Origin of the sequence: Sorangium sp. So ce302, assembly GCF_051530145.1 — a bacterium.
Taxonomy (GTDB): Bacteria; Myxococcota_A; Polyangia; order Polyangiales; family Polyangiaceae; genus Sorangium; species Sorangium cellulosum_B.
Map to the genome: position 1 here is coordinate 3316768 of NZ_CP150326.1, position 23358 is coordinate 3340125.

Annotated in this window: 24 protein-coding genes; 10 read left to right on the plus strand and 14 right to left on the minus strand. The window is 72.7% G+C overall.

Going from position 1 to position 23358, the window contains the following annotated elements; genetic code table 11:
• Positions 1–322: 322 nt before the first annotated feature.
• A complete protein-coding gene (locus WME73_RS12945) occupies positions 323–1204 on the plus strand; it encodes a Uma2 family endonuclease (protein WP_437915898.1) in 882 nt (293 codons plus the stop codon).
• Between the two features lie 47 nt (positions 1205–1251).
• On the opposite strand, the gene WME73_RS12950 is transcribed toward WME73_RS12945, so the two are convergent.
• The 3 genes from WME73_RS12950 to rarD all read right to left on the minus strand — a co-directional run bounded on the left by WME73_RS12950 (position 1252) and on the right by rarD (position 3994).
• On the minus strand, positions 1252–2316 hold the full coding sequence (locus WME73_RS12950) for a lysylphosphatidylglycerol synthase domain-containing protein (RefSeq protein ID WP_437915899.1): 1065 nt from the start codon (positions 2314–2316) through the stop codon (positions 1252–1254).
• 218 nt (positions 2317–2534) lie between these two features.
• The gene (locus tag WME73_RS12955) at positions 2535–3053 is read right to left on the minus strand and encodes a TauD/TfdA family dioxygenase (RefSeq protein WP_437917385.1); all 519 of its coding nucleotides are present in this window, start codon (positions 3051–3053) and stop codon (positions 2535–2537) included.
• Positions 2972–3994 (minus strand): EamA family transporter RarD, encoded by a 1023-nt coding sequence (rarD, locus tag WME73_RS12960; RefSeq protein WP_437915900.1) that lies wholly within the window; start codon positions 3992–3994, stop codon positions 2972–2974. The genes WME73_RS12955 and rarD overlap by 82 nt, the downstream gene beginning before the upstream one ends.
• 240 nt (positions 3995–4234) lie before the next feature.
• On the opposite strand from rarD, the gene WME73_RS12965 reads away from it, so the two are divergent.
• Entirely contained in the window at positions 4235–4582 is a 348-nt protein-coding gene (locus tag WME73_RS12965) for a hypothetical protein (protein WP_437745781.1), read from the plus strand.
• A 100-nt stretch (positions 4583–4682) separates the two neighbouring features.
• On the opposite strand, the gene WME73_RS12970 is transcribed toward WME73_RS12965, so the two are convergent.
• Positions 4683–5054, minus strand: coding sequence for a thioredoxin family protein (locus WME73_RS12970; protein WP_437717301.1), 372 nt, complete (start codon positions 5052–5054; stop codon positions 4683–4685).
• A gap of 100 nt (positions 5055–5154) precedes the next feature.
• On the opposite strand from WME73_RS12970, the gene WME73_RS12975 reads away from it, so the two are divergent.
• From WME73_RS12975 to WME73_RS12995, 5 genes are all read left to right on the plus strand, one after another.
• Positions 5155–5691, plus strand: coding sequence for an RNA polymerase sigma factor (locus tag WME73_RS12975; protein WP_044964694.1), 537 nt, complete (start codon positions 5155–5157; stop codon positions 5689–5691).
• Positions 5692–5802: 111 nt separating this feature from the next.
• The gene (locus WME73_RS12980; RefSeq protein WP_437915901.1) at positions 5803–6621 is read left to right on the plus strand and encodes an N-formylglutamate amidohydrolase; all 819 of its coding nucleotides are present in this window, start codon (positions 5803–5805) and stop codon (positions 6619–6621) included.
• A gap of 113 nt (positions 6622–6734) precedes the next feature.
• On the plus strand, positions 6735–7349 hold the full coding sequence (locus tag WME73_RS12985; RefSeq protein ID WP_437915903.1) for an ArsR/SmtB family transcription factor: 615 nt from the start codon (positions 6735–6737) through the stop codon (positions 7347–7349).
• Positions 7340–8158 (plus strand): SRPBCC family protein, encoded by an 819-nt coding sequence (locus WME73_RS12990; protein ID WP_437745784.1) that lies wholly within the window; start codon positions 7340–7342, stop codon positions 8156–8158. The genes WME73_RS12985 and WME73_RS12990 overlap by 10 nt, the downstream gene beginning before the upstream one ends.
• 224 nt (positions 8159–8382) lie before the next feature.
• On the plus strand, positions 8383–8787 hold the full coding sequence (locus tag WME73_RS12995) for a hypothetical protein (protein WP_437915904.1): 405 nt from the start codon (positions 8383–8385) through the stop codon (positions 8785–8787).
• 18 nt (positions 8788–8805) lie between these two features.
• Here the strand turns inward: WME73_RS12995 and WME73_RS13000 are convergent, their stop codons facing one another.
• From WME73_RS13000 to WME73_RS13010, 3 genes are all read right to left on the minus strand, one after another.
• Positions 8806–9789, minus strand: coding sequence for an STAS domain-containing protein (locus WME73_RS13000; RefSeq protein ID WP_437745786.1), 984 nt, complete (start codon positions 9787–9789; stop codon positions 8806–8808).
• A 6-nt stretch (positions 9790–9795) separates the two neighbouring features.
• Positions 9796–10983 carry an FIST signal transduction protein gene (locus WME73_RS13005; RefSeq protein WP_437915906.1) on the minus strand — a complete coding sequence of 396 codons (1188 nt, stop codon included), beginning with the start codon at positions 10981–10983 and terminating at the stop codon, positions 9796–9798.
• Positions 10984–11150: 167 nt separating this feature from the next.
• Positions 11151–12710 (minus strand): SLC13 family permease, encoded by a 1560-nt coding sequence (locus tag WME73_RS13010; RefSeq protein ID WP_437915907.1) that lies wholly within the window; start codon positions 12708–12710, stop codon positions 11151–11153.
• 134 nt (positions 12711–12844) lie between these two features.
• Here WME73_RS13010 and arfB point away from each other — a divergent pair, with 134 nt between their 5' ends.
• Positions 12845–13276 (plus strand): alternative ribosome rescue aminoacyl-tRNA hydrolase ArfB, encoded by a 432-nt coding sequence (gene arfB, locus WME73_RS13015; RefSeq protein ID WP_437745789.1) that lies wholly within the window; start codon positions 12845–12847, stop codon positions 13274–13276.
• Positions 13277–13329: 53 nt separating this feature from the next.
• Here the strand turns inward: arfB and WME73_RS13020 are convergent, their stop codons facing one another.
• Together WME73_RS13020 and WME73_RS13025 are read right to left on the minus strand one after the other, a co-directional pair.
• Positions 13330–14283, minus strand: a complete 954-nt coding sequence (locus WME73_RS13020; protein ID WP_437915908.1) for a Uma2 family endonuclease — start codon at positions 14281–14283, stop codon at positions 13330–13332.
• A gap of 86 nt (positions 14284–14369) precedes the next feature.
• The gene (locus tag WME73_RS13025; RefSeq protein ID WP_437745791.1) at positions 14370–14915 is read right to left on the minus strand and encodes an NUDIX hydrolase; all 546 of its coding nucleotides are present in this window, start codon (positions 14913–14915) and stop codon (positions 14370–14372) included.
• Positions 14916–15012: 97 nt separating this feature from the next.
• Between WME73_RS13025 and WME73_RS13030 the strand changes: the two genes are divergently transcribed.
• A complete protein-coding gene (locus WME73_RS13030) occupies positions 15013–15981 on the plus strand; it encodes a hypothetical protein (RefSeq protein WP_437915910.1) in 969 nt (322 codons plus the stop codon).
• An 85-nt stretch (positions 15982–16066) separates the two neighbouring features.
• On the opposite strand, the gene WME73_RS13035 is transcribed toward WME73_RS13030, so the two are convergent.
• The 5 genes from WME73_RS13035 to WME73_RS13055 all read right to left on the minus strand — a co-directional run bounded on the left by WME73_RS13035 (position 16067) and on the right by WME73_RS13055 (position 22120).
• Positions 16067–16891, minus strand: a complete 825-nt coding sequence (locus WME73_RS13035) for a hypothetical protein (protein WP_437745793.1) — start codon at positions 16889–16891, stop codon at positions 16067–16069.
• A gap of 14 nt (positions 16892–16905) precedes the next feature.
• Positions 16906–17952 carry a nicotinamidase gene (locus WME73_RS13040; RefSeq protein ID WP_437745794.1) on the minus strand — a complete coding sequence of 349 codons (1047 nt, stop codon included), beginning with the start codon at positions 17950–17952 and terminating at the stop codon, positions 16906–16908.
• Between the two features lie 54 nt (positions 17953–18006).
• The gene (locus WME73_RS13045; protein ID WP_437915911.1) at positions 18007–19968 is read right to left on the minus strand and encodes a hypothetical protein; all 1962 of its coding nucleotides are present in this window, start codon (positions 19966–19968) and stop codon (positions 18007–18009) included.
• Positions 19969–20071: 103 nt separating this feature from the next.
• Positions 20072–20902: a protein phosphatase 2C domain-containing protein gene (locus WME73_RS13050; RefSeq protein WP_437917386.1), complete on the minus strand. Its 831-nt coding sequence runs from the start codon at positions 20900–20902 to the stop codon at positions 20072–20074.
• A gap of 528 nt (positions 20903–21430) precedes the next feature.
• On the minus strand, positions 21431–22120 hold the full coding sequence (locus tag WME73_RS13055) for an NUDIX hydrolase (RefSeq protein ID WP_437745797.1): 690 nt from the start codon (positions 22118–22120) through the stop codon (positions 21431–21433).
• Positions 22121–22442: 322 nt separating this feature from the next.
• On the opposite strand from WME73_RS13055, the gene WME73_RS13060 reads away from it, so the two are divergent.
• A complete protein-coding gene (locus WME73_RS13060; RefSeq protein WP_437915912.1) occupies positions 22443–23318 on the plus strand; it encodes an STAS domain-containing protein in 876 nt (291 codons plus the stop codon).
• The last annotated feature ends 40 nt before the right edge of the window (positions 23319–23358 follow it).

The following is a 23358-nucleotide window of genomic DNA, read 5'->3' on the forward strand; positions in this document are numbered from 1 at the left end:
GCGCCGGATCGACGAGCACTGCACGACGTCGTGGATCGGATCCTCGCGGGATTCGCGCGCGCCCGGTGGGGCCTCGAGCAGCGGAGAACAGACGAGCCCTCCTGCGCGCCGTTGCCTCGGCACCGGAGGCGTCCTCGGACGCGCACGTGTCGGTTCTGCGGCTTCTACAGATCCTCGAGCACGCGAGGCTGCGCGGCGCTGCGAGCCGGAAGCCGGCGAGCGGCATCTCTCCGAACGGCGGCCTGCTTCCAGCGCGTGGCTTGAGCGCGGGGCTGTCAGGCCCTGGCTGGTCGCGTCCGCGCGGGCTCGCTATGCTCGGACCATGCAGCGCGCGCCGACGTCCTGGGAGATCGACCCCGACGATCCTCGGGCCCCCCCGCAGGACCTCTGGGACCGCATGACGCTGGAGGAGCGGCAGCGCGTCCTCGACACGCTCCCGTCGGAGTTCGATGTTTCGGAGGCGAGTCCTCCCGAGGGCGACTTCCACTTCAACCCGAAGGTGGCGGCCCGCGACGCGCTGGGCGGGTATTTCCAGCGCATCGGGCGGCGCGTGTACCTCGCGTGCGAGCTGCCGGTCTATTACCCGGCAGAGCGGATGTTCGCGCCCGATCTCATCGCCGTGCTCGACGTGGAGGTGAAGGAGCGGGCCCACTGGTCCGTGAGCGCCGAGGGCAAGGGCGTCGACCTGGCGCTGGAGATCCTCTGGAGCGGGAAGAGCAAGAAGGACCTTGAGGACAAGGTCACCCGCTACGCGTCGTTGGGCATCTCCGAGTACTTCGTCTTCGACCGGCGGCGCCGCCGGCTTCGCGGCTTCCGGCTCGCCCAGGGCAGCGCGCGCTACCAGCCGATCGTCCCGCAGGAGGGCCGGCTCGCGAGCACGGTGCTCGACCTGGATCTGGGTCTGGAGGGGGATCGGCTGCGCTTCTTCCGCGGGCAGACTGCGCTGCCGGAGACGCACGAGCTGCTCGCCAGGCTCGGCACGATGCTGGGCGACCTCGAGGCGCGCATCGAGCGGACCGAGCTGCGCCTTGATGAGGAGAGACTGCGGCTCGACGAGGAGCGGCAGCGCGCCGACGAGGAGCGGCAGCGCGCCGACGAGGAGCAGCAGCGCGCCGACGAGGAGCAGCAGCGCGCCGACGAGGCCGAGCGGCGGCTGGCCGAGGCCCTGGCGGAGCTGGAGCGCATCAAGCGCGAGCGCGGCTGAGCGCACGCCGGAGGCGCGCGACTCCCCTGGTCCCAGCCGAGCTCGGCTCAGGGCGCCGGAGGGCTGCGGCGCCACACGAGCGCGACGGCGATCCCCGCGAGCGCGAAGGCCGCCTGGAGGAGGTGGACGAGCAGCGAGATCGCGACGGCGGAGCTCGCGGTGAGGCCGAGCAGCGAGGCGGCGAGCGTGAAGGCCCCGTCGGTGGCGCCGATCTGGCCAGGGATGAGGTCGCCGGCGGCCGTGCCGGCGGCGCCCACGCCGTACGCGGCGAGCGCGCGGAGGAGGCCGCTCTCGGCGCCGACGACGGCGAGCAGCAGGCCGTACTGCACCGCCTGGAGCGCGCGGCCCGCTAGGCAGGCGGCGAACGGCCAGGCCGGGACGGGCGGGCGCTCGCGGACGGCCTCCTGGAACGCGGTGGCGAGCTGACCGGCGCGGGCGAACCGCCGGGTGATCCACGCCGAGGCGGCGCGCTGCCGCGCGGCGAAGGCGACGCCGAGGCCGCTCGCGACCAGGAGGGCGGCGTGCGCGAGCACGCCGAGGGCGAGCGGAGAGGCGCCGCCGATGTGGAAGAGGGCGATGGCCGCGAGGAGCGACAGCGGGGCCGAGGACAGGAGCGCGAGCGACTGGTTCGCCGTGGCGATCGCGGCCGCGCGCGCGGCGCCGACGTGGGGGGAGAGCAGCGCGGCCTTGACCGCCTCGCCCGCGGGGCGGCCGGCCGGCATCAGCGTGATGACAGGGTAGGTGATGACGTGGATGCGAAGGAGCTCCGCGGCCGGGACGCGCCGCGGCGCGCAGAGCACGCCGGTCGCGAGCGCCTCGCAGCCGATGCGCGCCGCCTCCAGCGCGATCAGGAAAGGCACGAACGGCGCGGCGCGGGTCACCGCGGCGAGCATCTCCGCCGCGCCGACGTGGCGGATGAGCGCGGCCAGCGCGGCCAGGCCGAGGCCGCCGAGCGCCGCGTGGAGCAGGGCCTTTCGCCGCGCGCGGCGGGCGGCGGGCGCGTCCGGGGCGGCGGGCGGAGCGGCCGGGACGCGCGCCTCGCCGCCGGGTGCGGGACTGGAATCGCTGCCGGCGCATTCCGCTGCCGCTCGGGCCGGAGGCAAGGGAGCCATGGGAAGGGGATGTGCTGCGAGGAGCGTGCCGGCGCCGTGTGGGTGCGGCGTGCGCACGCGGCGGTGAGCTGCCTCGCGGAGCGCACGCGCCATGGGCATGCAGCGCGCGCACGCGGCGGTGAGGCTGAGGCTTCGAGCTTCTCCGCGAGCAGGAGCTCACGTGGGGACACCTACGGACGAGCAGCGGTGAGCGCCCCGGTGCTCGCGGGCGCGGCCGCTCACGCCGGATCGAGCGGGGCGTGGAGCCGCGTGCCGGGTACGACGATGCCCCCGCGGTCGCCGGGGGTCAGCGCGCCGTAGCGCTCGCGGAACACCGGCGGCAGCGGCCGCGCCCCGGGCGGAGCGAGCCAGAGGCGGAGCAGATGCCGCTTGCGATCCGGGTCGGGCCAGTCCTCGAAGGCCGTGCGATCGTGGAGCAGCGTGGGGTTGTGCACGAGCTGGATGTCGCCCGGGCGGAGCTCCATGGTCATGTGGAGCGCGGGGTCGTTGGCGAGGGCATCGAACAGGTCGAGCGCCTCGATCTGCCGCGCGCTGAGCGGCGGGACGTCGGGAAAGCGGCGGGCCGACTCGATATACTGCCGCTGGTAGATGCCGGTGCGGTCTCTTCGGAGCTCATTCGGCGGTTCAATTTCCTCCCGCCTCGCCTCCGGCGCGCTCAGGACGCGGTCGTCCTCCCCGAACGGCGCGCGCGAAGCACGGCGTCGGCGCTGAACACCGCGAGCCCGGTCCAGATGCAGGCGAAGCTCACGGCCTGGGCCGTGGTGAACGGCTCGTCATAGACCAGCACGGCCAGCAGGAACTGGCCGCTCGGCGCGAGGTACTGGAGGAAGCCGACGGTGGTCAGCGACAGGCGGCGCGCCGCGTTCGTGAACCAGACGAGCGGCAGGGCCGTGATGATGCCCGTCGCGGCGAGCAGGAGGTGGGTCCGCAGATCGGCGCGGCCCGCGGCGCCGGCGCCCTCGACGTGGAGGGCGGCCAGGTAGGCCGCGCCGAGCGGGGCGATGAACGACGTCTCCAGGGTGGAGCCGGGGAGCGAGCCGACGGCGGCGACCTTCCGCAGCAGGCCGTACACCCCGAACGTGCTCGCCAGGCCCAGGGCGATCCAGGGGATCGAGCCGGCGCGCACCGCCAGGTACACGACGCCCGAGGCCGCGAGGCCGAGCGCGAGCCACTGGGCGGGCCGCAGCCGCTCGCGCAGGAAGAGCATGCCGAGGAGCACGCTGAGCAGCGGGTTGATGAAGTAGCCGAGGCTGGCGTCGAGCACGCGCCCCACCGCGACGGCGTAGATGAAGAGGACCCAGTTCGCCGACACGAGCGCGCCGGTCACCGCCATCGCCGCGACGACGCGCCGGTCGCGCAGGGCCGCGCCGAGCGCGCGGCCCTGCCCTGTGGCCAGCGTGAGCGCCACGAACGAGAGCAGGCTCCACACGGTGCGATGGGCCAGGAGCTCGACCGCGCCGACGTGCCGGAGCTGCTTCCAGAAGACGGGGACGAGGCCCCAGGAGCTGTAGGCCGCGATCCCGTAGGCGACGCCCCACGCGGCCTCCTGGCGGCTGTCGCGAGCATCTTCGGGCGTGCGCATCGGGGTCGTGCTTCCTCGGCGGCGTCGCTCGACGCCGCCCGCCGCCCGGCGCCGCTGCTGCGAGGCGCCGCTCGCGTTCGATCGGACGGCGAACATGGCGAACCTGCTCGGCCATTTCAAGCCCTGCCTGAGAGCGCCGGGCTCGCAGGCTCGCCGCGAGGCCGCATGGCATCCGCGTTGCTGGATGCGGGGCGCGGCGCTGGAGTCCGCAGCGAGCACAGCGAGGTAGGTATGCGAAGTGTCTACGCTTCAGCAGGGCTATGTGCAGCGATGGTGGTCGCGTGCACGGGAGAAACGACCGGCGAGACGGAGCCAGGAGGCGCACAGCCTGAAGACATGGGGTTCGTGACCGTCCAGTGGTCCATCGAGGACAAGACCGACGCCGCTCAGTGCAAGGCGCGCGGCGCGACCGCGGTCGAGCTGGTCCTCATCAACACGAAGAACAACGAGGTCACGCGGCAGGTGGTCCCTTGCGAGCGGTTCGACGCGAGCGTGCAGCTCGTCGCCGACGACTATGTCGGGACGCTCTCGCTCGTCGACGACAACGGCAGGCCGGTCAGCGACCCGCAGGCGGTGGGGCCGTTCGATGTCTCCGGGGACGAGTCGACGACCCGCAAGGTCAGCTTCCCCGCCGCCGAGAGGCAGCGCGGTACGCACCGGCAGCCCGAAAGGCCACGGCGGTAAGCCACAGGCGGATCGCGCCGGGCGCGCCCGAGCCCCTTCACGCGCCGATCGCGGGCCGATCGCGGCCGCCTGCCCGCGGAGGCGCGCGATCGCGCCGCCCTCACGGCGGCGAGGGCGCTCGGTCCCTCCCCGCGCCGCCGGGGAGCCCGCCCCCTTCGATCAGCCGGAGGAGCTTGTCCTTCGTGGTCAGCCCCACGTGACGAGCCACCTCCTTGCCCCCGACGAACGCGACGACGGTCGGGAACGCGCGGATGCCGAGGCGGCGGGCGATCGCCGGGCACCGATCGCCGTCGACCGCCACCACCTTCAGGCGCCCTGCGCCTTCCTCCGCCAGCTTGTGCAGGATGGGCGCGAGCGCGCGGCACGGCGGGCACCACTGCGCGGTGAGCTCGACGAGGACGGGCACCCCGGCCTCCAGCACCTCGGCGTCGAAGCTCGCCTCATCGATCTCGCGGACAGGATTCGTGGACATGGCGTGAACCTCCATGCCCTGGCAGGTCTCGAGGGCGGCATCCATTACAGCCCTCGCCCGTTGTAATGTGGGCGCGGCTCGACACCTGACCTCCTGGACCATGGGCGCCATCAAGGACGCGGACGATCTCCTCAACCATGTGTCGCACCTTGTGCGCTCCGAGCGTTCGGCGCTCGCGGCGCTGGCGCGCGCGGAGGGGGTGACACCAGAAGATGCGGTCGACTGCGTGCAGGAGGGCCTCTGCACGCTGCTCACGCTCGCGCAGCGGGGCGCCCTCCCGGAGGACGTCGGCGCGTGGGGGGGCGTGCTCGCCGGGACGGTGCGGAACGCCGCGCGCAACCGGCGCCGCCGTCACTTCCGCGCCCGGCCGCACGACGACGTGGACGCGCACCCGGAGGCCGCGGGGGACGTCCCGGCGACCGACGAGGCGATCGCGCGCGCCGAGGAGCACGTCCGCCTGCGCGCGTGCGTCGAGGAGCTCTGCGAGATCCAGAAGGCCGTCGTGACGCTGCGCATGCTCGAGGAGCAACCCGGAGAGGACGTGGCGCGCGCGCTGGGCATCTCGGCCGGCCACGTCGCGGTGCTCCTGCACCGGGCGAAGCTCGCGCTGCGCGCGTGCATGACGTCGCCGCACTGAGCCAGCGCGCCGCGCGCCCTCGCGAGCGCGCGCCCTCGCGAGCGCGCGCGCGGCGCGAGCGCGCGCGCGGCGCGGGCGCGCCGGTGTCTGCTATGTCTTGGGCGAGACGTCATGAGCCCTCCTTCGACAGCCTTGCGCATCCTCGCGCCCGATGAGCCGCCCGCGTTCGAGGTGGTGAACCCCGAGGGCCGCTCCAGCGCGGTCCTGCTCTGCGACCACGCGTCCAACGCGGTTCCGAGGAGCCTCCCCGAGCTGGGCAGGCAGCACGAGGCGCTCCGCGAGCACACCGGCTGGGACATCGGCGCGGCGCCCCTCTCGCGCCGCCTGTCCGCGCTCCTCGACGCGCCGCTCGTGCTCTCCGGCTACTCGCGGCTCGTCATCGACTGCAACCGGCCGCTGGGCTCGCCGACGTCCATCCCCGAGATCAGCTGCGGCGTGTCCATCCCCGGCAACGCCATCGACGCCGCGGAGGCCCGCGCGCGGGCTGACGCGTGCTTCTGGCCCTACCACCGCGCGATCACCGCGCTCCTCGACGCGCGGCGGGACCGCCGGAAGCGCACGGCGATCCTCAGCGTCCACAGCTTCACGCCCGCGATGCCCGGCCAGGACCGGCCGTGGCACGCGGCCGTCCTCTACGGGCGCGACCGCAGGCTCGCCGCGCCCTTCCTCGAGGCGCTGCGGCGCGAGCCCGGGCTCTGCGTCGGCGACAACGAGCCCTACCGCGTGACCGAGGGCGGCGACTACGGGATCCCCACGCACGGCGAGGCCCGCGGCCTGCCCTGCGTGCTCCTCGAGATCCGCCAGGACGGCCTGCTGAGCGACGAGGGCGTGGAGGCCTGGGCCCAGCGCCTCGCGGCGAGCTACCGGGCCATCGAGGCAAGCGGCGTCGACCTGAACGCCCTCTCCCCGGACGCCGCCGCCGGTCGGTGACGTAGATGGGGGCTCGGGGCCCGACGGCGAGGGGATCGCGCCCCTCGCCGTGGCGGGGAAAGTACGGCCTGCGGTCATTGACAAAAAAAATTGTCAATGATACCCACGGCGGTGTGCTCGACGTCGACGTCATCGAGGATCCGGCCGCGGCAGCGGCAGCGCTCGAGCCTGTCAGGAGCCGGCTGCTCTCGGAGCTCTCGGCGCCCGCCTCCGCCGCGACGCTGGCCACGCGCCTCGGGATCGCGCGCCAGAAGATCAACTACCACCTGCGCGCCCTCGAGGCGCACGGGCTCGTGCGCATGGCCGGGACGCGCAAATGGGGTGGGCTGACGGAGCGCCTGCTGGTCGCGAGCGCGGCTTCCTACGTCGTGTCGCCCGGCGCGCTCGGGCCTGTCGCCGTGGATCCGGAGCGCGCCTCGGACCGCCTCTCCGCGACCTACCTCATCGCCCTGGGCGCGCGCGTCGTGCGCGAGGTCAGCGAGCTCCTGCGGCGCTCGCGGGAGGCCGACAAGCGCCTCGCGTCGCTGTCGATCGACGCCGAGGTCCGCTTCCGATCTCCGGCGGAGCGCGTCGCCTTCACCGGCGAGCTCACCCGCGCGGTGACGGCGCTCGTCGCGCGCTACCACGACGACGCGGCGCCAGGCGGGCGATCGCACCGCCTGGTGATCGTCGCTCACCCCACACCCACACCGAACGAAGCACCACGAAAGGAGTCATCATGCCCGTGAGAAAAGACGCGTCCGGCCGTCGCAGCGTCGAGGCCGAAGTCGAGGTCCCCGGCAGCCCCGAAGAGGTGTGGCGCGCCATCGCGACCGGGCCCGGGATCTCGTCGTGGTTCGTGCCGAGCGAGCTCGAGGAGCGCGAAGGCGGCACGACCGTCTCTCACTTCGGCCCGGGCACGAGCATGGATTCGGTCGCGACCATCACGGCCTGGGAGCCGCCTCGCCGGTTCACCGCCGAGGCCCCGGAGGACATGGGACCCGGCGGCCCCAAGGTCGCCACGGAGTGGATCGTGGAGGCGCGGTCCGGCGGGACGTGCGTCGTGCGCGTTGTGCACAGCTGGTTCGCGAGCACCGACGACTGGGACAACCAGTTCGAGGGCCACATGCACGGCTGGGCGGCCTTCTTCCGCATCCTTCGGCTCTATCTGGCCCATTTCCGTGGGCAGCCCTGCGCGGCGTTCCAGCTGATGGGCGCCGGATCCGAGCCCAAAGCCGCGACATGGGGCGCGCTCATCGGCCCGCTCGGGCTCGCTTCCGCCGCGGAGGGCCAGCGGGTGAGCTCCGCCGCCGGCGCGCCGCCGTTCGCCGGCGTTGTCGAGCGCGTCGGTCCGAGCGAGCACCCGGAGCTGCTCCTCCGGCTCGAGGAGCCGGCGCCGGGCATCGCCCACCTGTTCGCCCTTCCCATGGCCGGGCAGATCTTCCTGCCGATCCGGCTGTACCTGTACGGCGACCGGGCGCCCGCCGCGGCGGCGCGCGACGAGCCCGCGTGGCAGGCGTGGATGGCCGAGCGCTTTCCAGTGCGCGCGCCCGGTTGACCCTCCGAGGCACCTTGTCTCACGTGTGACGGCCTGACGCAGGCGAGCCTCCGCCGGGGGCGGCGGAGAGCGTCACTCCGGGACGGCGCACATCGCTGCGAACAGCCCGATTCCCATCGGTTTCCGGCAAAGGCTCGGGGCGGCACCGTTCGTGTATCGCCAGGCTCATGGCAGCGCTCGGCCCTCGCGCCGGCGCTCGTTCAACGGAGTCGATGGAGGTACCGATGAACCATGCAGTCAATCCGAGGTGGTGGGATGATCACAAGACGTCCGGCTGGGACCGCGTGAAGGAGGCGCTGCGCCGCGACTGGGAGCAGACCAAGGCGGACTTCACCAGCACCAAGGGGCAGGAGCTCAACCAGGACGTCGGCGATACGGTGAAGCAGGCGCTCGGCAAGCAGCCGATCCCGCCGCGCTACGCCCCGAACACCGACTGGGACCAGGTCGAGCCGGGGCTGCGCTACGGCTGGGGCGCGGCGAGCCATTACAACGATCACACCGACTGGGACGATCGGGTCGAGAGCAAGCTCAGGGAGGAGTGGAACGACCTCAGGAGCGGGCGCACCTGGGACGAGGCGAAGAGCGCCGTGCGGCGCGGGTGGGATTCGGCGCGGCGCAAGGTCTCCTGAGCCGCGCCCTCGACCGGATCACCGCCTCGACGGCGGGAGCAGCTCCCTCAGCGCGTCGTGCAGGCGGCGGTACGTCACGACGTCGCCCCGCGCCACGCCCTCCCGCACGAGATCCCGGGCGACGTCCGGGCCGATGCCGGCGAGCACGCAGGTGCTGCCGAGCAGCCGCACCGCCGTCGCCACGCGCAGGAAGAGCGCGAGCGCGCTCGCCTCCATCCGGTCGAGCCCGGTGACATCGATGACCACGGCGCGCGCCCTCCTGGCCGTCACGGCGGCGAGGAGCCGCTCCATGAGGAGCGCGCACCGCTCCTCGTCGACGAAGCCGATCACGGGGACGCAGAGGATCCGGCTCCAGACCTCGATGATGGGCATGGATAGCGCCCGGATCGCGGCGCGCTGGTGCTCGATGAGCGTCAGCTTCTCGGTGATCTCCCGCTCGTACGCGAGGTCGCGCGCCCGCGCGAGCTCCTCCTCGGCGCGGGCGCGCGCGAGCGCCTGCGACGCCGCGGGCAGGAGGCGGCGCACGAGGCTGACGTGGCGCGCGTCGAAGAAGGCGCGGTCCGGATGGACCAGCACGAGCAGCGACCGCAGGGGGCCGGCGTGGAGCGGCGCGTGGAGCGCGGAGCCGTAGCGCGCGAGCACGGGCTCCGGCTGGCGCTGCCACTCGGCGAGCTGGCGGAGGTCGAAGCTGGCGACCGGCCGGCCCTCGAGCGCGCGCGAGAACGCGGGCCCGGCCTCCCATTCGGTCGCCGAGAGGCCCGGATCGGTCGCGACGAGGGCGCGGCCGTCCGCCCCCTCATCGAACGCGATCACGAGCCCGGCGGCGGCCCCGAGCCGCTGCGCGGTCGCCTCGACGACGCGCGCCAGCGTCTCCGTGAAGCTGCCCGGCTCCGTGAAGCGCAGGAGCACCTCCGCCAGCCCTTCGGCCTCCAGCCGGAGCGCTCGCTCCTCCTCCTGCGCGCGCCGAAGCTCGGCGATCGTCTCGTGGGCCGCCTCGTCCATCACAGCTCAGTCTCCGAGCAGGACGACGCTGATGGAGAGGTTCGCGTGCTGGTTCTTGCCCCGGGTGAAGCACCCCTGCTCGCCGAAGGTGAACCTGCCGAGGAACGGCGTCTCCCCGAGCGACGCGGCCACCCCCTGCACGACGCGATCGAGCTCGCCGCGCACGGCGAGCATGCACCCCGCGCAGAAGATCACGAGCGCGCCCCGCACGCGGAAGGAGGGCGGCGCGGCCCCCAGCGCGGCGTCGACCACGGAGCGGACCCGGCCGATCACGCTCTCGCGCGATCCCTGCATGAGCACGAGCTCGTCGCCCTCGTTGATGTTGGCGCCGAGCGTCATGGAGTTGTCCTGCTGCACGGTGTCCGGGTGGATGAGCAAGAACTGGGGGACCTTGCCGATCCAGCCCGAGGGCCGCCCGAGGGGGTGGAGCGCCGTGTGCTCCAGGATCGTCCCGCCGCCGAGCTGCGCGGAGATCAGGCCTCCGGTCCAGCGGTTGTAGACCTCGGCGGCCGGGAGCCCGTCGATCTCGGGCAGGCGCCTGCCCTCGGCGCGGGTCACGCGACAGCGGTGCTCGGTGGGGGCATAGCCGCTGCTGAACGCATAGGAGATCTCCCCGGACGGGTAGAGGGCGGTCAGCAGCGCCGCGCCCTCGTGGGCCAGCCCGCGCTCCATCTGCGATTGCCTGCCGACGATGGAGTCCGCCGCGGTGGAGCCGCCGAACACGGGCACGTTGGGGCCCACGACGTCCTCGATGCCGAGCAGGACGTCCTCCTCCGCGCCGGTCTGCACGCTGAGCCAGAGCAGGGCCGGGAGCTCGCCGGAGCGCCCGGCGTCCTCGATCGCACGCGCCGCGGCGCGCGCGCCGGCGGCCCGCGGGGCGCCGTCGATCCGCTCGGCCGCGACGCCATAGGCGCCCTGCGCGTCGGCGACCCCGAGCAGGGCGAGGCCGGGGCCGGGGGCGCCATGAACGCCGGCGGCGGTCATGACCGACTGGCACGAGCTCGATCCGTGGACGCGGACCGACGGCGGCAGCGCCGCGGTGGCGCGCGCGAGCTCGTCGACGTCATAGGAGGCCGTGTAGCTCAGGAAGACGTGATCGGGCTCCGCGCCGAGGCCCGCGCGCAGCGCCGACATGGCCTCGGCGAACGCGGCGCTCGCCCCCGCAGCGGTCGACGACGACGTGGCGATCTTCATCCCCGCGGCCCTCCCGTGCCCGCGGTCCGTGCCGCCGGCGCCGGCGCGCTCCACAGGCCGTCTGTCGCGTGCATGACCTTTTCCTTCATCGGCGTTCTTTCCGCTTGCCCCCGGTGATCCCCTGCGCCGGCGCTTATACACAAAACCGCACCACGCCGCCCCTGCGCTCAGCCGCCGATAAGGTGCCGCGCGTAGCCGTACACGTAGACCGGGATGATCGCGGCGGCAGCCACGTTGAGCAGGAAGCCTGTCCGGATCATCACCGGGAGCCGCACGTACCCGCTGCCGAACACGATGGCGTTGGGCGGCGTGCCCGTCGGCAGCATGAAGTCGCAGGACGCGGCGATCGTGGCCGCGAACAGCACGCCGAGGTCCTGCGGGAGCACGTTGAGCGCCACGTTCACCGTGGCGGTGTTGGAGGCCAGCGCCGACAGGGCGATCGTGCCGGCGCTGGCGAGCCCGAGCTGCGCGAGCAGCGGCGCCTCGGCGACGACCGTGAGCTTCGCGGCCATCCACGCCGAGAGCCCGCCGCCCTCGATGCCGGCCGCCATCGCGAAGCTGCCGCCGAGCAAGGCGAGCGTGCCCCAGGGCATCCTGCGCACGGAGGCGAGCGAGAGGGCGCGCAGGGCGAGCAGGCCGAGCGCCGCCAGGACGGCCACGGTCGCCTCGTAGTGCTTGCCCTGCACCTTGAAGCCGGCCGCGGCGCCCGAGCCGAGCGCGGCGCCCAGGCCCCTGAGCGCGGCCTGGAGGGGGGGCGCGAGCGCGGCGCGCAGCGGATCGCCGAGGATCCAGAGCGCGCTGGCCGCCGCGAAGATGGCGGCGACGGTCTTCTCGCCGCGGCTCATCGGGCCCATGGCCGCGAGCTCGCGGTCGATCGCGTCGCGCGCACGGCCGGGGCCGAGCCCGTCCCGCTTGCCCACGCGCCACAGGGCGAGCCAGAGCAGCGGGACGAAGAGGACCACGAACGGCAGGGCGATCGCCATGTACCGCAGAAAACCGAGATCGTGGCCGAGCTTGTCGGCGAGGAAGCCGCAGAAGATGGAGTTCGTCCCGGTGCCGATCTTCGTGCCGATCCCGCCGACGTTGGAGGCGTAGGCCACCGCCAGCATGATGGCCGTCCCGTAGTGCGTGAGCCTGCGCCCCCCGGCGGCCGACTCCAGCTGCGCGAGCAGGGCGAGCCCGATAGGGACCATCATCACGGCGGTCGCTGTGTTGGAGATCCAGAGCGAGATGGAGCTCGTCGCGACCAGCATGCCGAGCAGGAGGCGCTTCGGGTCCGTGCCGACGGCCCGCATGATGTGGAGCGCCACCCGGCGGTGAAGGCTCCACTGCTCCATGGCGGCCCCGATCGCCATGCCGCCGAGGAAGAGGAAGATGTATGCGTCGACGAACGGCGCGGCGGCGCGGGCCGCGTCGCCCGCGAGCCCGCGGCCGAAGACGCCGAGCAGCGGGAAGAGCACGAGCGGCAAGCAGGCGGTGAGCGCGACGGGGAGCACCTCGAAGAGCCACCACAGCGCCATCCACGCCGCGACCGCGGCCGCGTACGCAGGGCGGTGGCCATAACCAGGGACGGCGTGGAGCCCGCTCGGGACGAGCGCGATCGCGAGGGCGGCGGCCGGACCGGAGGCGACGCCGAGGCAGCGAAGCAGGCGGAGCCGCGCAGGCGGCGGGCGGCTTCGGTGAGGGGCGCCCGGCGGCGCGGCGGCGTGATCAGGGGGGCCCTGCATGGCGACTCTATCGCACACGCGCTCCTCGCCGGCAGGCCGCGCCCTGCGCGCAGCGCGGCGGGCGCGGCGCGCGCGTGCTAGGCGTCAGCCGCTCCGCGCGGCGCTCGCGCCGCCCGCAGGGCAGGAGAGCCGCCGTGTCCGATCCCCTCGTCGTCAACGATGCGCTGACCGCCCCGGCCGCGCTCCTCAGCTGGAGCGCCGTTCGCGCGTCGGGGCCCGGCGGTCAGAACGTCAACAAGGTCGCCTCCAAGGTGGAGCTGCGCTTCGACTTCGGCGCGTGGCCGGAGCTCGCCGACGACGCCAAGGCGAGGCTGCGCGAGCTGGCGCGCGGCCGGCTCGACGCCGAGGGGCGGCTGTTCATCGTGAGCCAGCTGACGCGCGACCAGCTGCGCAACCTGGACGACGCGCGCGAGAAGCTGCGCGCGCTGATCCTGCGCGCGCTCGAGGTGCCGGTGAAGCGAAGGCCGACGCGGCCGACGCGTGCGTCGAAGGCGCGGCGGCTCGACGAGAAGCGGCGCACGGGCGAGAAGAAGCACGTGCGCCGCGGCGGGGGCGATCACGAGTGACGGGGCGCGGGGGGAGGGCGTCCAGCGCGCGCCCGCGCCGCGGCGGCCCTCGCTCAGCGCTTGCGCCGGGAGCCGGCGACGACCTGGGCGGCGGTCGTCGCGGTCGCCGCGCGCTTGATCCATCGCCGTAGCTTGCCCAGATCCTCGCAGCCGGCGATCGCGCGGGCCACGTCGGCCGGCGTGGCAACTCCGCGCGACTCCAGCACCGTGAGGATGGCCTCCTGCGCCATCCTGATCTCGCCGCGGGCCTCGCCGCGGGCCTCGCCGCGCGCTTCACCGCGGGCCTCACCGCGCGCTTCACCGCGGGCCTCGCCGCGCGCTTCACCGCGGGCCTCGCCGCGCGCCTCGCCTTCCGCGAGCGCTGCCTCGAGCGCGGGCACGCGCTTGTCGAGCAGCGCGCGCGCCACGGCGTCGTCCGAGGACGCGGCCTCGAGGAGCGCCTGAATCGGCAGCGGGCGCACGAGGCAGGGATCCTCGATGACCGCATCCTTCGGCAGCGGGCGCCAGCCGTCGGTCTCGCGCGACCACTCCATCACCCGGCGCTGCTTCACCAGGATGCAGAACACCCGCCGCACGCCGCGAGCGATCAGCAGGCGCGCCTTGGTGGTCGGAACGGCGAGGGCCTGCTTGTCGCTGACCTCGAACGCCAGCTCCTCCAGCCGCCGCCGGCCCGCGCGGTCGGGCTTCTGCGCGAAGACGCTGGCGTCGGCCGCATAGTCGCTGCCGAGATCGGTCCGGGTCAGCATGTCCACGGCGCCCCGGTAGCCCTCGGCGACGTGGGCGCCGAGGACGTAGGTCAGATCGAAATGCTGCGTCGCGTGCGGCGGATCGGCCGGGGCGGCGTAGACCTCGACGCCGTGGAGGTACTCCACCCGCGTCTCGGGCGGCGCCAGCCGGTCGTCCACGTGCGGCACGTGCGGGCGCGCCCTGCCGGCCGGAGGCGCGTGGACCGTGCGACCGGAGGCGCCGGCACCGGGAGCGAGGAGGACGTGATCGTGCCTGCGCATGAGCTCCATCCTAGCGCGGCCAGCGACCGGAGGGCATCGCGGCGCCGACGTCCGCGCGCCTCCGCCGCGCTGCCGCGTGGCGAGGCTCAGGCGCTCGCTCTCAGACAGCCCAGCTCGTAAAGCCCCATCCACCCGACCTCCGGGTCGGTGCATGCGCCCTCCCTCAGCTGCTGCACGAAGTCCTCGATCGGCTTCTCTACCACGTCGATGAACTCCGTCTCATCCAGCGCTTGCGCCCTGTCGCGCGCGCAGTCCACGGCCAGGAACGCGTGTCGTTCGATGGTCGAGTAAGCGCACTCCAGCGGGCGGCCGAGCGGCACGAGCCGCCCGGCGACATACCCCGTCTCCTCGAGGAGCTCGCGCGCCGCCGCCGCCTCCGGGGCCTCGCCAGGCTCGACGCCGCCGCCTGGGAGCTCGTCGAGGATCCGATCGGGCCCCGGCCTGTACTGGCGCGCCAGGATCACCCTCTTCTCGCGGGAGATGGCGAGGACGCAGACGACTCGCCCCTCTTTCTTGAGCGAGAACGTGCGGACCTGCCCGTCCGGGAGCTCGAAGGTGACGTCCTCGATCCTCCGCCACGGCGAGTGCTGGACCACGCGCCGCTCCAATGCCTTCCACCGTACGACCGTCATGATCAACCCACATCGTCCGCCCAGGCGGCGCGCCCGGTCAAGACATTGGCGCCGCCGGTCAAGGACGGGACGCGCGCTCGGTCTCATGCTCTCTTGCATGACCTACCTCATCCCGAGCCAAGAACAGGCGCACGCGGGTCTGCGTGCCATCAAGGTCGTCCTTACCTCGGCCGGCCCCCTCGACGGGTCGCGGCGCGACGCGATCGCCGCGGTGCAACGGCACCTCCTTCACACCGACCTCGACATCGACGCGCTCGCCCCGATAGCGCCCGAGGAGCTCGCGCGCGCCGTCGAGGATCCCGCGCTGCGCGAGCAGCTCATCAACGGTCTCTGCGCGATGACCCTGTGCGGCGAGCGCGTCGACGAGCGCGAGCTGCTCGAGGTCGAGCGCTTCGCCGCGGCGCTCGGGGCGCGGCCGCACGCGGTCCGCCAGCTCCACCACCTCCACGAGCAGCGGCTGCTCCTCCTGCGCATCGACATCAGCCGGAGCTCGCTGCTCGGCAAGAACGTGCGGCGCATGCTCGATGAGGGCGGCCTTTATGGGCTCGCCAGGAACGTCGCGAGCTTCGCGGGCATCCTGGAGAACGAGCCAGTCGCCGCGCGCTACCGCTCGCTCGAGGCGTACAGAGAGGGCACCCTCGGCAAGGCGCTCTTCACCTTCTATCGAGAGAACGGCTTCTCGTTCCCCGGCGAGAAGCGCGGCGTGCCCGAGGGCGTGCTCACGCACGACCTGAGCCACATCCTCGCCGGTTACGGCACGGATCTGCGCGGAGAGGCGATGACGATCGCCTTTCAGGCGGGGTATCGCCGCGAGGACCCGTTCGGCATCCTCGTGTTCCTGCTGGTGCAGCTCCAGCAGGGCGTCCAGCTCACCGTGCTGGCGCCGTCGCAGCAGGGGATGCTCGCGACGCCCGGGCTCGCCGACGAGCTCGTGCGATCGTTCGTTCGCGGAACGAAGATGAGCATCGACCTGATGGACGACTGGGACTTCTGGTCCGACATGGCGGTGGATCTCGATGAGCTGCGCCGCCGCTACGGCGTCGTCCCCTGGGAGGCCGCGGCCTGATCCGGGTCCTCCGCCGAAGCAGCCGAGAGGTGTGGAGGGCTCGCCGCCGCGCGGGGAGGCGCGCGGCGAGCCGGGGGCGCGCGCTTCACCCGCCGAAGCCGCCCGCGACCGTCTTCGAGAACGACGCGCCGCCCTGGCTGGCGCGCACCGCCGACTGGGAGAACAGCGCGAACGCCTTGCGGATGTCCGCCGCGTCGCTCTTCGGCGTCAGGATCCAGCGGTCCTCGATCCCCATGTCGCGGAAGACGGCGCGGAAATCGGTGTTCCCGTCGTCGATGCCGATCGCCGCCACGATGTGGGCCTCGGCCCGCCGCATGTCACGGACGAGGGCGCACACGTCCCTGGCCTTGGCCCACGTCGAGCCCGCGTCGGCGCCGTCCGAGATGATCAGCGTGACGGTGCGCGCCGGGACGCCGCTCAGCGCGAACTCCTGCGCCTTCGCGATCACCGTTCCGAGCAAGACCACCGTCTGATCGTAGAGGGGCGTGCCGAGCATGGGATCGTAGTTCTTCGTGTCCATCTTCACGGCCTGGGCGATAGGGCAGTACGGATACAGCACCGCCCCGTTCAGGTAACGGTTGTGCGCCAGGATCGAGTCGCGCTGCCTGGAGTCGGAGAGGGCGCCCACCACGAGGTTGTGCCCGTCCCTCACCGACGGGGCGTTGCCGGCGAATTTGATGGATCCCGAGTCGTCGGGCATCACCGTGACCAGCACCACCTCCGACGACGCCACGTCGTCCACCTGCACGCCGAAGCCGGCCTGGATCTGCGCGCCCAGGTCGGTGATGTGCAGCGCCTGCATCGCCTCGGGCGAGAGCGCGCCGTCGTCCCGCGCTGCCTCGAAGAGCTGCTCGATGTCGAGCGAGCCATCTCGGCTGGTTCCGCTGTTGTTCTCCTTGTTCTTGCTCATCGGATCCTCCACGGTCATGCGCCCAGGCACGGAATCGGGTCGGTGCTCTTCACGAGGTTCATCCCGGCGGCGGCGAAGCGGGCGAGCGCCTTGTCCGCCTCGGCGGTGAAATCGGCGGCGAAGCCCCCCTTGCCGTCGGGCACGGTGACCGGCGACATGCAGTCGGTCATCACGTAGATCTTCTTGGCGAGCGCGCGGTCGGTGAGCGCGATCTCCGTCAAGATGTCCTCGATCGAGCTGCGGACGCAGTGGCTCGCGGCCTGGCCGGCGATGATCACCGCGTCGGCGTGGAGCAGCGTCCTCAGGAAGCCCGTGCTCCGCTGCGCGAGCGGCTGGCCGTCGTGCCGCGTCAGCACCTCGGGCTGCATCACCGAGTAGTTCTCGGTGAGCGGGTTGCCGCCCTTGACCTCGACCCACGACTGCACCCCGCGCGCGAACGCGTGGAACATCCGCGCCTCGTGCACGACGCCCGCGAGCGCGTGGCCGTCGCTCCCGAGGATGCAGTGCGGCGGCCACAGGTAGAGCTTGTATTTCCCTGCCTTCTCGAGCTCCTCGCAGTAATACCGGACCTGCTTCATGAGCCACGGGTAGCTCCCGCCGCAGAGCCACTTCGCCACCGCGGGGTTCGGCCGCACCTCCCCCGCGTCGATCTGCGCCGTCGTGATCTCGCGGTGCGCGGTCAGCGGGCGGTCCTCGCGATCCACCCAGAAGGCCGGGAAGAAGATCTGGTAAGCGAAGTGGGTGTCCATCGTGACCGTGACGTTCGTGATCGACGCGAGGTTCCTGTAGATGAACTCGGCGATGCGGCGGCTGTCGTCGACCGCGCCCGTGCCGCTCCTGCCGGCGACGTAGAGCGAGCCCTGCGGGAAGCAGAAGTCCTTCTGCACGTCGATGAGCAGGAGGTGGACGTTCTGCGCGTCCGCGGCCGACGGCTTCACGCCATGCGCCTTCCGCCACGCGGCGGCGGCGCCGTGCAGCGCCTCTTCATTGGGGTGAAAGCCCCACCGCTCGGCGTTCTTGGCGTCATAGAAGGCGGGCAGGGGGAGCTCTGTCGATTTCATGGTCTCTCTCCTCTCGATCGGCCCGCGAGCGCGGGCCGTCAGCTCAGCGTGGATTCATGAGATACGAAGCAAGGTGATCGCCTGTGCGTCGACGACGAACAGGCCCTCTGGGCCGACGAGCAGCCGGGAAGCCTGGGTGACGAACGGCTCGGTGCCGGGGAACTGCCGCGTCTCGACGAGCGCGCCCCCGCGGACCTCGACGCGGACGACGCCGCTGTCGGTCGCCGAGAGCAGGAACCCGGAAGCCGCGCACTTGCCGGTCAGCGCGCCGAGCCACGAGCCGCCTTCCCCGTCGCCGTCGGCGACCGCCTCGACCGCGCCGTCCTCGCGCACGACGACGCACCGGTGCACGGTCCGGCCGGCTTGCTCGGCGGCGAGGAACAGCCATGCGCGCCCGGCGCGGGAGCGCCCGCGGCCGTCGTTGGGGCGCCCGCGGCCGTCGTTTGACGGCGAGCTCGGGCCGGCGTCGAAGACGCAGGTCGCCGCGGTGAGCTTGCCGCCCGGGAAAGGCAGCTTGACCGTGTCCTTGAGGCCGGGCCGATCGGCGTCGAAGACGAAGGCTATCGAGACGTTCCCGGCGCGGTAGAAGCCGAGCCCGAAGCTTTGGCCCACCCAGAACAGCGTTTGCCCGGCGAGCACCTCGCCCATCGGCACGGCGTCGGCCTCGCCCGAGAGCGCGGCGGCGCCCGGCCTCCCGCTGCGCAGGAGCTGCCCGCCGCGCGTCCAGTAGCGGGCGCGCGCGTTGACGTCGAAGATGGGCCTCGTCCCGACGCAGTCCACCTGGATCCGCTCGGGCGCGGCCCCCGGCGAGAGCACCACGAGATCGCCGCCCCGGCCGATCAACGTGGCGCTCCCGTGCACCGCGAAGCGCGTCGCGGGGTGCGGCGCGCCGGACATCACGACGGACCGGTCCTCCCGCAGGAAGCGGCCGCCCTCGTTCACGAGGTAGGAGAGCCCGCCCGGGCCGAGGGCCGCGGCCAGGATCACCCCGCGCGTGCTCAGGATCCGCGTCGCCAGCACCTCGCCGTGGACGACCGTCGACTCCTTCACGGCGGCCGGCGCGGCGCCCGCGCAGGCCGGGCAGGCAGGGCGCGCGTGCTCGACGCCGCACGAAGGGCACCTCGTCCAGGCGAGCGCGTCGAGCAGCCGGCGCGGGAACACACCGCGCCGATCCTCGACGAAGACGCGATAGAGCGCGTCCAGGAGATCGTCCGGCAGGACGCGGTACGGGATGGCCGGCTTCGGATACCGCACCTCGCGGTCGAACACGGTGATGCGGCGGAGCGGCCTCGCGCTCTCGGGCACCCGCGCCGACGCGGACCGCGGCCGGAAGACGCCGCCATAAGGCCCCACGCAGAGCAGGCTCTGCATGACCATCACGGCGAACGCGTACCAGTCGGAGTCCTGCGAATACGGCCTCGACAGGAGCGGCCGGGGGAGCGAAGGGTCGCAGAGCAGCGGATCCACGAAGCGCTCGGTGAACACCTGGCAGAGGTACGGGCCGAACTGGAAGCTGTCGGCGTCGATGACGAACACCTCGCCGCCGGCGACGAGCACGTTGAGATCGTTGAAGTCGCCGATCACGACGCCCCGGTCGTGGATCGCCGCGACCGCCCGGTGGAGCCGCGCGAGCACCTCGGAGACCGCGGCCGACGAGAGCCCGCCGTGGCGCATCGACGGCTCGCCGTAGCGCAGGAGCGGCTCCGCGCCGCGCACGAGGCGCATGGCGTAGCCCACGACGCGCTTCCTGGTCCTGTCGGTCGCGAGATCGAGGGGCGCGATCACCTGTTCGGGCAGCGCCGGCGGGAACGCGCGCAGCTTGTCCTGGTGGCGCTCGATGCGCACCTCGGCGGCGCGCTGCTCGGCGTCCTGCCCGGCGTAATCCGGGTGATCGGGCGTCTTCCAGACCTTGAGCGCGCGGCCGTCTCCGAGGTCGAACACGTCCGCCTCCCCGCCTTTGCCGATCGAGGCCCGAGGGTCGAGCCGAACCCGCTTTGAACCAAGATAAACCTCCACGGTCGCCTCCTCCGGACGCAATCGAACCCAATCAAGCGCAATCAAGCGCAGACGCCCTGTCGTTTCCCTCCGCGACTCCTGCGCCTCCGCGCAGGGCCGCGCCTCAATCGCGGGCGCCCTGCGCCTTCCGCACGACGACCACCGTCGTGTCGTCGCGGAGCAGCCCGCCTTCGCGCTCCATCCGCTCTTCCTTCCACACGGGTCGCGTCACCGATCGGTTGATGAGCGCGAGCCGCCGCCTCACCGCGTCGGGGTTCCGGAAATACCGGTCATCTTCCCAGAACCTCGACAGCGGGCCGACCTCGCCGCCCCCCGGGATCTGCCGTGACGACGACTCCAGCAGATCGATCGCGCCGTCGGTCCCGAGCAGGGCAGTCCGGAGCGCGCTCGACGGGAAGGCGCGGTGCACGGTGAAGCGCGGCGCCTCGCCGCCGGGCGGCCGATCGAGCAGGCCATACGCGAGGTACGGGGGCTCGTCCCTCGGGAAGGGGCCGAGCCGCAGGAGCTCGTCGCCGAGCGCGATGAGGCCGTCGCCGAGGGAGAACGCGCACGCGCTGTCGCCGGAGATCGCGAGGCCGACCACGGTGAAGAGGAAGAAGGTCGACACGACCTCGGTGAAGCTGCCGCCCATCCCGGCGGCCACGTCGCGGAGCGGCGCGAGCGCCCCGCGCCGCACCTCTTCCCACGTCGCGGGCGAATCGATGTCTCCGCCGCGCCGGAGCGCGCCGAGTACCTGCTCGGTCACGATCCGCGCCCCGAGCGCCGCGCCCACCTCGCTGCGCGCGCCGCTGCCGCAGCCGTCGCAGACCACCGCGGCGAGAGAGCCGCCCTCGGCCCGGAAGGCATAGGCGTCCTGGTTGGGCCGCCCCGCGACGAGGTGATCGGTCCCGGTCACCGTCCCTCCGGCGACCTCGAAGGCCGAGCCCCCTCCCATGTCAGCCAAGAAAGCGACGTCGCGAAGCATGGAGTTCCCTTCTGCGCCCGGCGAGGGCGCGCTGCGGCCGGACCCGGGCAGACGGAGGCCGGGGCGCGCGGTCCTCCCGGCGCCGGAGCTCCACCGTCCGCTCGGCGGTCAACGCCGACCGTCAGCGCCCGCACCCGGCGAGCACCCGATCGTTCGTGTGTACTACACACCAAGCTTAGTGTTCGTTGTACACATTGTCAACCCGGGCGCTGGCGAGCCGGCCGCCCTCCTCGGGTGGAGCGCGCTCCGCGACGGACGCGCGAGCGCCCCCGGGCGCCGCGCGCTGGCGCCCGGGGGCGTAAGATTCGCGACGTCCAGTGGGCCCGCGACGGGAGAGGGGCGAGTCGATGAAGCGGCGGTGGGCGTTCGTTGCGGTCGTGACCCTGGTTCCTCCGAGCCTCGCATGCCTGCGATCTCGTCCGGTAGGCGCTCGGTCCGCCCCGGAGCAGGGGCGAGGAGGGATCGGACGCACGAGGGCCGCCGGGCTGCGGCAGGCGGCTAGATCTCGAAGCTGAAGCCGTCCTTCTCGAGCCGCTCGTACTTCCGACGGTCGAACCGGTAGAGCCGCGCCGCGCGGTGCGCGACGTCCTGCTCGACCTCGTCGAGCTCCACGAGCAGCCCGGTGCCGAGCGCCTTCTTCCGGAAATTGCGCTTGTCGAGCGGGCGCTCGAGGATCGCCTCGTAGAGGCGCTGGAGCTGCGACAGCGTGAACTTCGGCGGCAGGAGCTCGAACCCGATCGGCCGGTATCGCACCTTGCCCTTGAGCCGCTCCAGCGCGACCGGGAGGATCTCGTCGTGATCGAAGGCGAGCGCCGGGGTGTCGTCCACCGCGAACCACGCCGCCTCGCGCGCGTCGGTCGCGGCCTTGACCCGGTGATCCCCGAGCTTCACAAGCGCGTAGTACGCCACCGAGACCACGCGCTCGCGCGGGTCCCGCCCGAGAGCGCCGAACGTGTAGAGCTGCTCCAGGAACACCCCCGAGAGCCCCGTCTCCTCCGCGAGCTCCCGCCGCGCGGCGTCGTCGAGCGCCTCGTCGACGCGCACGAACCCGCCCGGGAGCGCCCACCTGCCGCGGAACGGCTCGAGCTCCCGCCGGATGAGGAGGACCTTGAGGTCCTCCTCATCGAGGCCGAACACGACACAATCCACCGTCAGCGCCGGCCGCGGGTGCTCGTAGGAGACGGACATTCAACCCTCCGTGTAATCTGTACACGAATCTTGGTGTCGATCGGACACCACGTCAACCAGCGCCGCGGAGCTCGGCTCCTCGGCTCCTCGGCGCGAGGGCGGGCGCGCGGAGCGGAGGCCCGCGCCCATCGCGCATCGCGCATCGCCCATCCGTGCCCCCCCTTCCCACAGCCACAGCCGAAGCGTCGTGTGCCGGCGGATCGACGAGAGACGCGGCCTCGACAATGCGCTGAGATGTTGTCCGCATGACCGGCCAAGCGAAACGTCATCGACGGGCTGACGACCACTCGACGGCCCGCGCGCGTGCGCGTAGAAGGCTCCCATGAAGGGAGATGCGGAGTCGAGCACGGCGGGGGCGGATACGCGGGAGGAGCTTGAGGCGAAGCTCCGTGAGGCGCAGCTGCTTCTCCGCGCCATCCTCGACCATGTTCCGATCACCGTGTGCAGGTACGACCGCACGGGCGTCTTCACGTTTCACGACGGCAAGGGGCTCGAGGCCGTCGGCGCGAAGCCGGGGCAGTTCCTCGGAGCGAACGTGCTCGATCTCTTCGCGAACGATCCGGAGACCCTGGAGACCAACAGGCAGGCCCTCGCGGGCAAAGCCGCGTACAACGTCTACGAGGCGTACGGCGCCGCGTGGGAGTCATGGCACGTCCCCGTGCGCGACAGCAGCGGGGAGCCCGACGGCATGATCACCCTCAGCCTGGACGGCTCTGCGGCGAAGCGGCGTGAGCAGGAGCTCCGGGCGAAGATCGAGCTCATCGAGGCGCAGCAGGAGGTCATCCGCGATCTCTCGACGCCCATCATCGAGGTCTGGGACAAGGTGCTGACCCTCCCCATGGTGGGCGTTGTGGACAGCCTGAGGATCTCCGAGGCGATGGACAACCTGCTCTCGGCGATCGTGAACAAGGACGCGCGGTACGCGATCCTCGATCTCACCGGCGTCGACGCGGTCGACACGCGGACGGCCGGGTACCTCATCGAGATGATCAAGGCCATCCGCCTGCTCGGCGCGGAGGGGATCATCACGGGGATCCGGGCGAACGTGGCGCAGACGATGATCGCGCTCGGACTCGACCTCTCCGGCGTCACGACCGTCGGCAACCTCCGCGCCGGACTCAAGCTCTGCATGCGGCGCATGGCCGCGGCGGGCGAGGGGGGCGAGCGCGCCGAGGCGGCCAGCGCGCCGGCGAAATAGCGGCTTCCGGCAGGCGCGCGCGAGGCGCGGGCGCGCTCCC

Bases quoted from the DNA above. Each gene is read 5' to 3' on its own strand.
- WME73_RS13005 (WP_437915906.1), bottom strand. From the start codon at position 10,983: ATGAAGATCGCCACGTCGTCGTCGACCGCTGCGGGGGCGAGCGCCGCG.
- WME73_RS13030 (WP_437915910.1), top strand. From the start codon at position 15,013: ATGACCTACCTCATCCCGAGCCAAGAACAGGCGCACGCGGGTCTGCGT.
- rarD (WP_437915900.1), bottom strand. From the start codon at position 3,994: ATGTTCGCCGTCCGATCGAACGCGAGCGGCGCCTCGCAGCAGCGGCGC.
- WME73_RS13055 (WP_437745797.1), bottom strand. From the start codon at position 22,120: ATGTCCGTCTCCTACGAGCACCCGCGGCCGGCGCTGACGGTGGATTGT.
- WME73_RS13020 (WP_437915908.1), bottom strand. From the start codon at position 14,283: ATGCGCAGGCACGATCACGTCCTCCTCGCTCCCGGTGCCGGCGCCTCC.
- WME73_RS12975 (WP_044964694.1), top strand. From the start codon at position 5,155: ATGGGCGCCATCAAGGACGCGGACGATCTCCTCAACCATGTGTCGCAC.
- WME73_RS13000 (WP_437745786.1), bottom strand. From the start codon at position 9,789: ATGGACGAGGCGGCCCACGAGACGATCGCCGAGCTTCGGCGCGCGCAG.
- WME73_RS12980 (WP_437915901.1), top strand. From the start codon at position 5,803: ATGAGCCCTCCTTCGACAGCCTTGCGCATCCTCGCGCCCGATGAGCCG.
- WME73_RS12965 (WP_437745781.1), top strand. From the start codon at position 4,235: ATGGGGTTCGTGACCGTCCAGTGGTCCATCGAGGACAAGACCGACGCC.
- WME73_RS12990 (WP_437745784.1), top strand. From the start codon at position 7,340: ATGCCCGTGAGAAAAGACGCGTCCGGCCGTCGCAGCGTCGAGGCCGAA.
- WME73_RS13050 (WP_437917386.1), bottom strand. From the start codon at position 20,902: ATGGGAGGGGGCTCGGCCTTCGAGGTCGCCGGAGGGACGGTGACCGGG.
- WME73_RS13025 (WP_437745791.1), bottom strand. From the start codon at position 14,915: ATGACGGTCGTACGGTGGAAGGCATTGGAGCGGCGCGTGGTCCAGCAC.
- WME73_RS13040 (WP_437745794.1), bottom strand. From the start codon at position 17,952: ATGAAATCGACAGAGCTCCCCCTGCCCGCCTTCTATGACGCCAAGAAC.
- WME73_RS12995 (WP_437915904.1), top strand. From the start codon at position 8,383: ATGAACCATGCAGTCAATCCGAGGTGGTGGGATGATCACAAGACGTCC.
- WME73_RS13035 (WP_437745793.1), bottom strand. From the start codon at position 16,891: ATGAGCAAGAACAAGGAGAACAACAGCGGAACCAGCCGAGATGGCTCG.
- WME73_RS13060 (WP_437915912.1), top strand. From the start codon at position 22,443: ATGAAGGGAGATGCGGAGTCGAGCACGGCGGGGGCGGATACGCGGGAG.
- WME73_RS13010 (WP_437915907.1), bottom strand. From the start codon at position 12,710: ATGCAGGGCCCCCCTGATCACGCCGCCGCGCCGCCGGGCGCCCCTCAC.
- WME73_RS12945 (WP_437915898.1), top strand. From the start codon at position 323: ATGCAGCGCGCGCCGACGTCCTGGGAGATCGACCCCGACGATCCTCGG.
- WME73_RS12950 (WP_437915899.1), bottom strand. From the start codon at position 2,316: ATGGCTCCCTTGCCTCCGGCCCGAGCGGCAGCGGAATGCGCCGGCAGC.
- WME73_RS12970 (WP_437717301.1), bottom strand. From the start codon at position 5,054: ATGTCCACGAATCCTGTCCGCGAGATCGATGAGGCGAGCTTCGACGCC.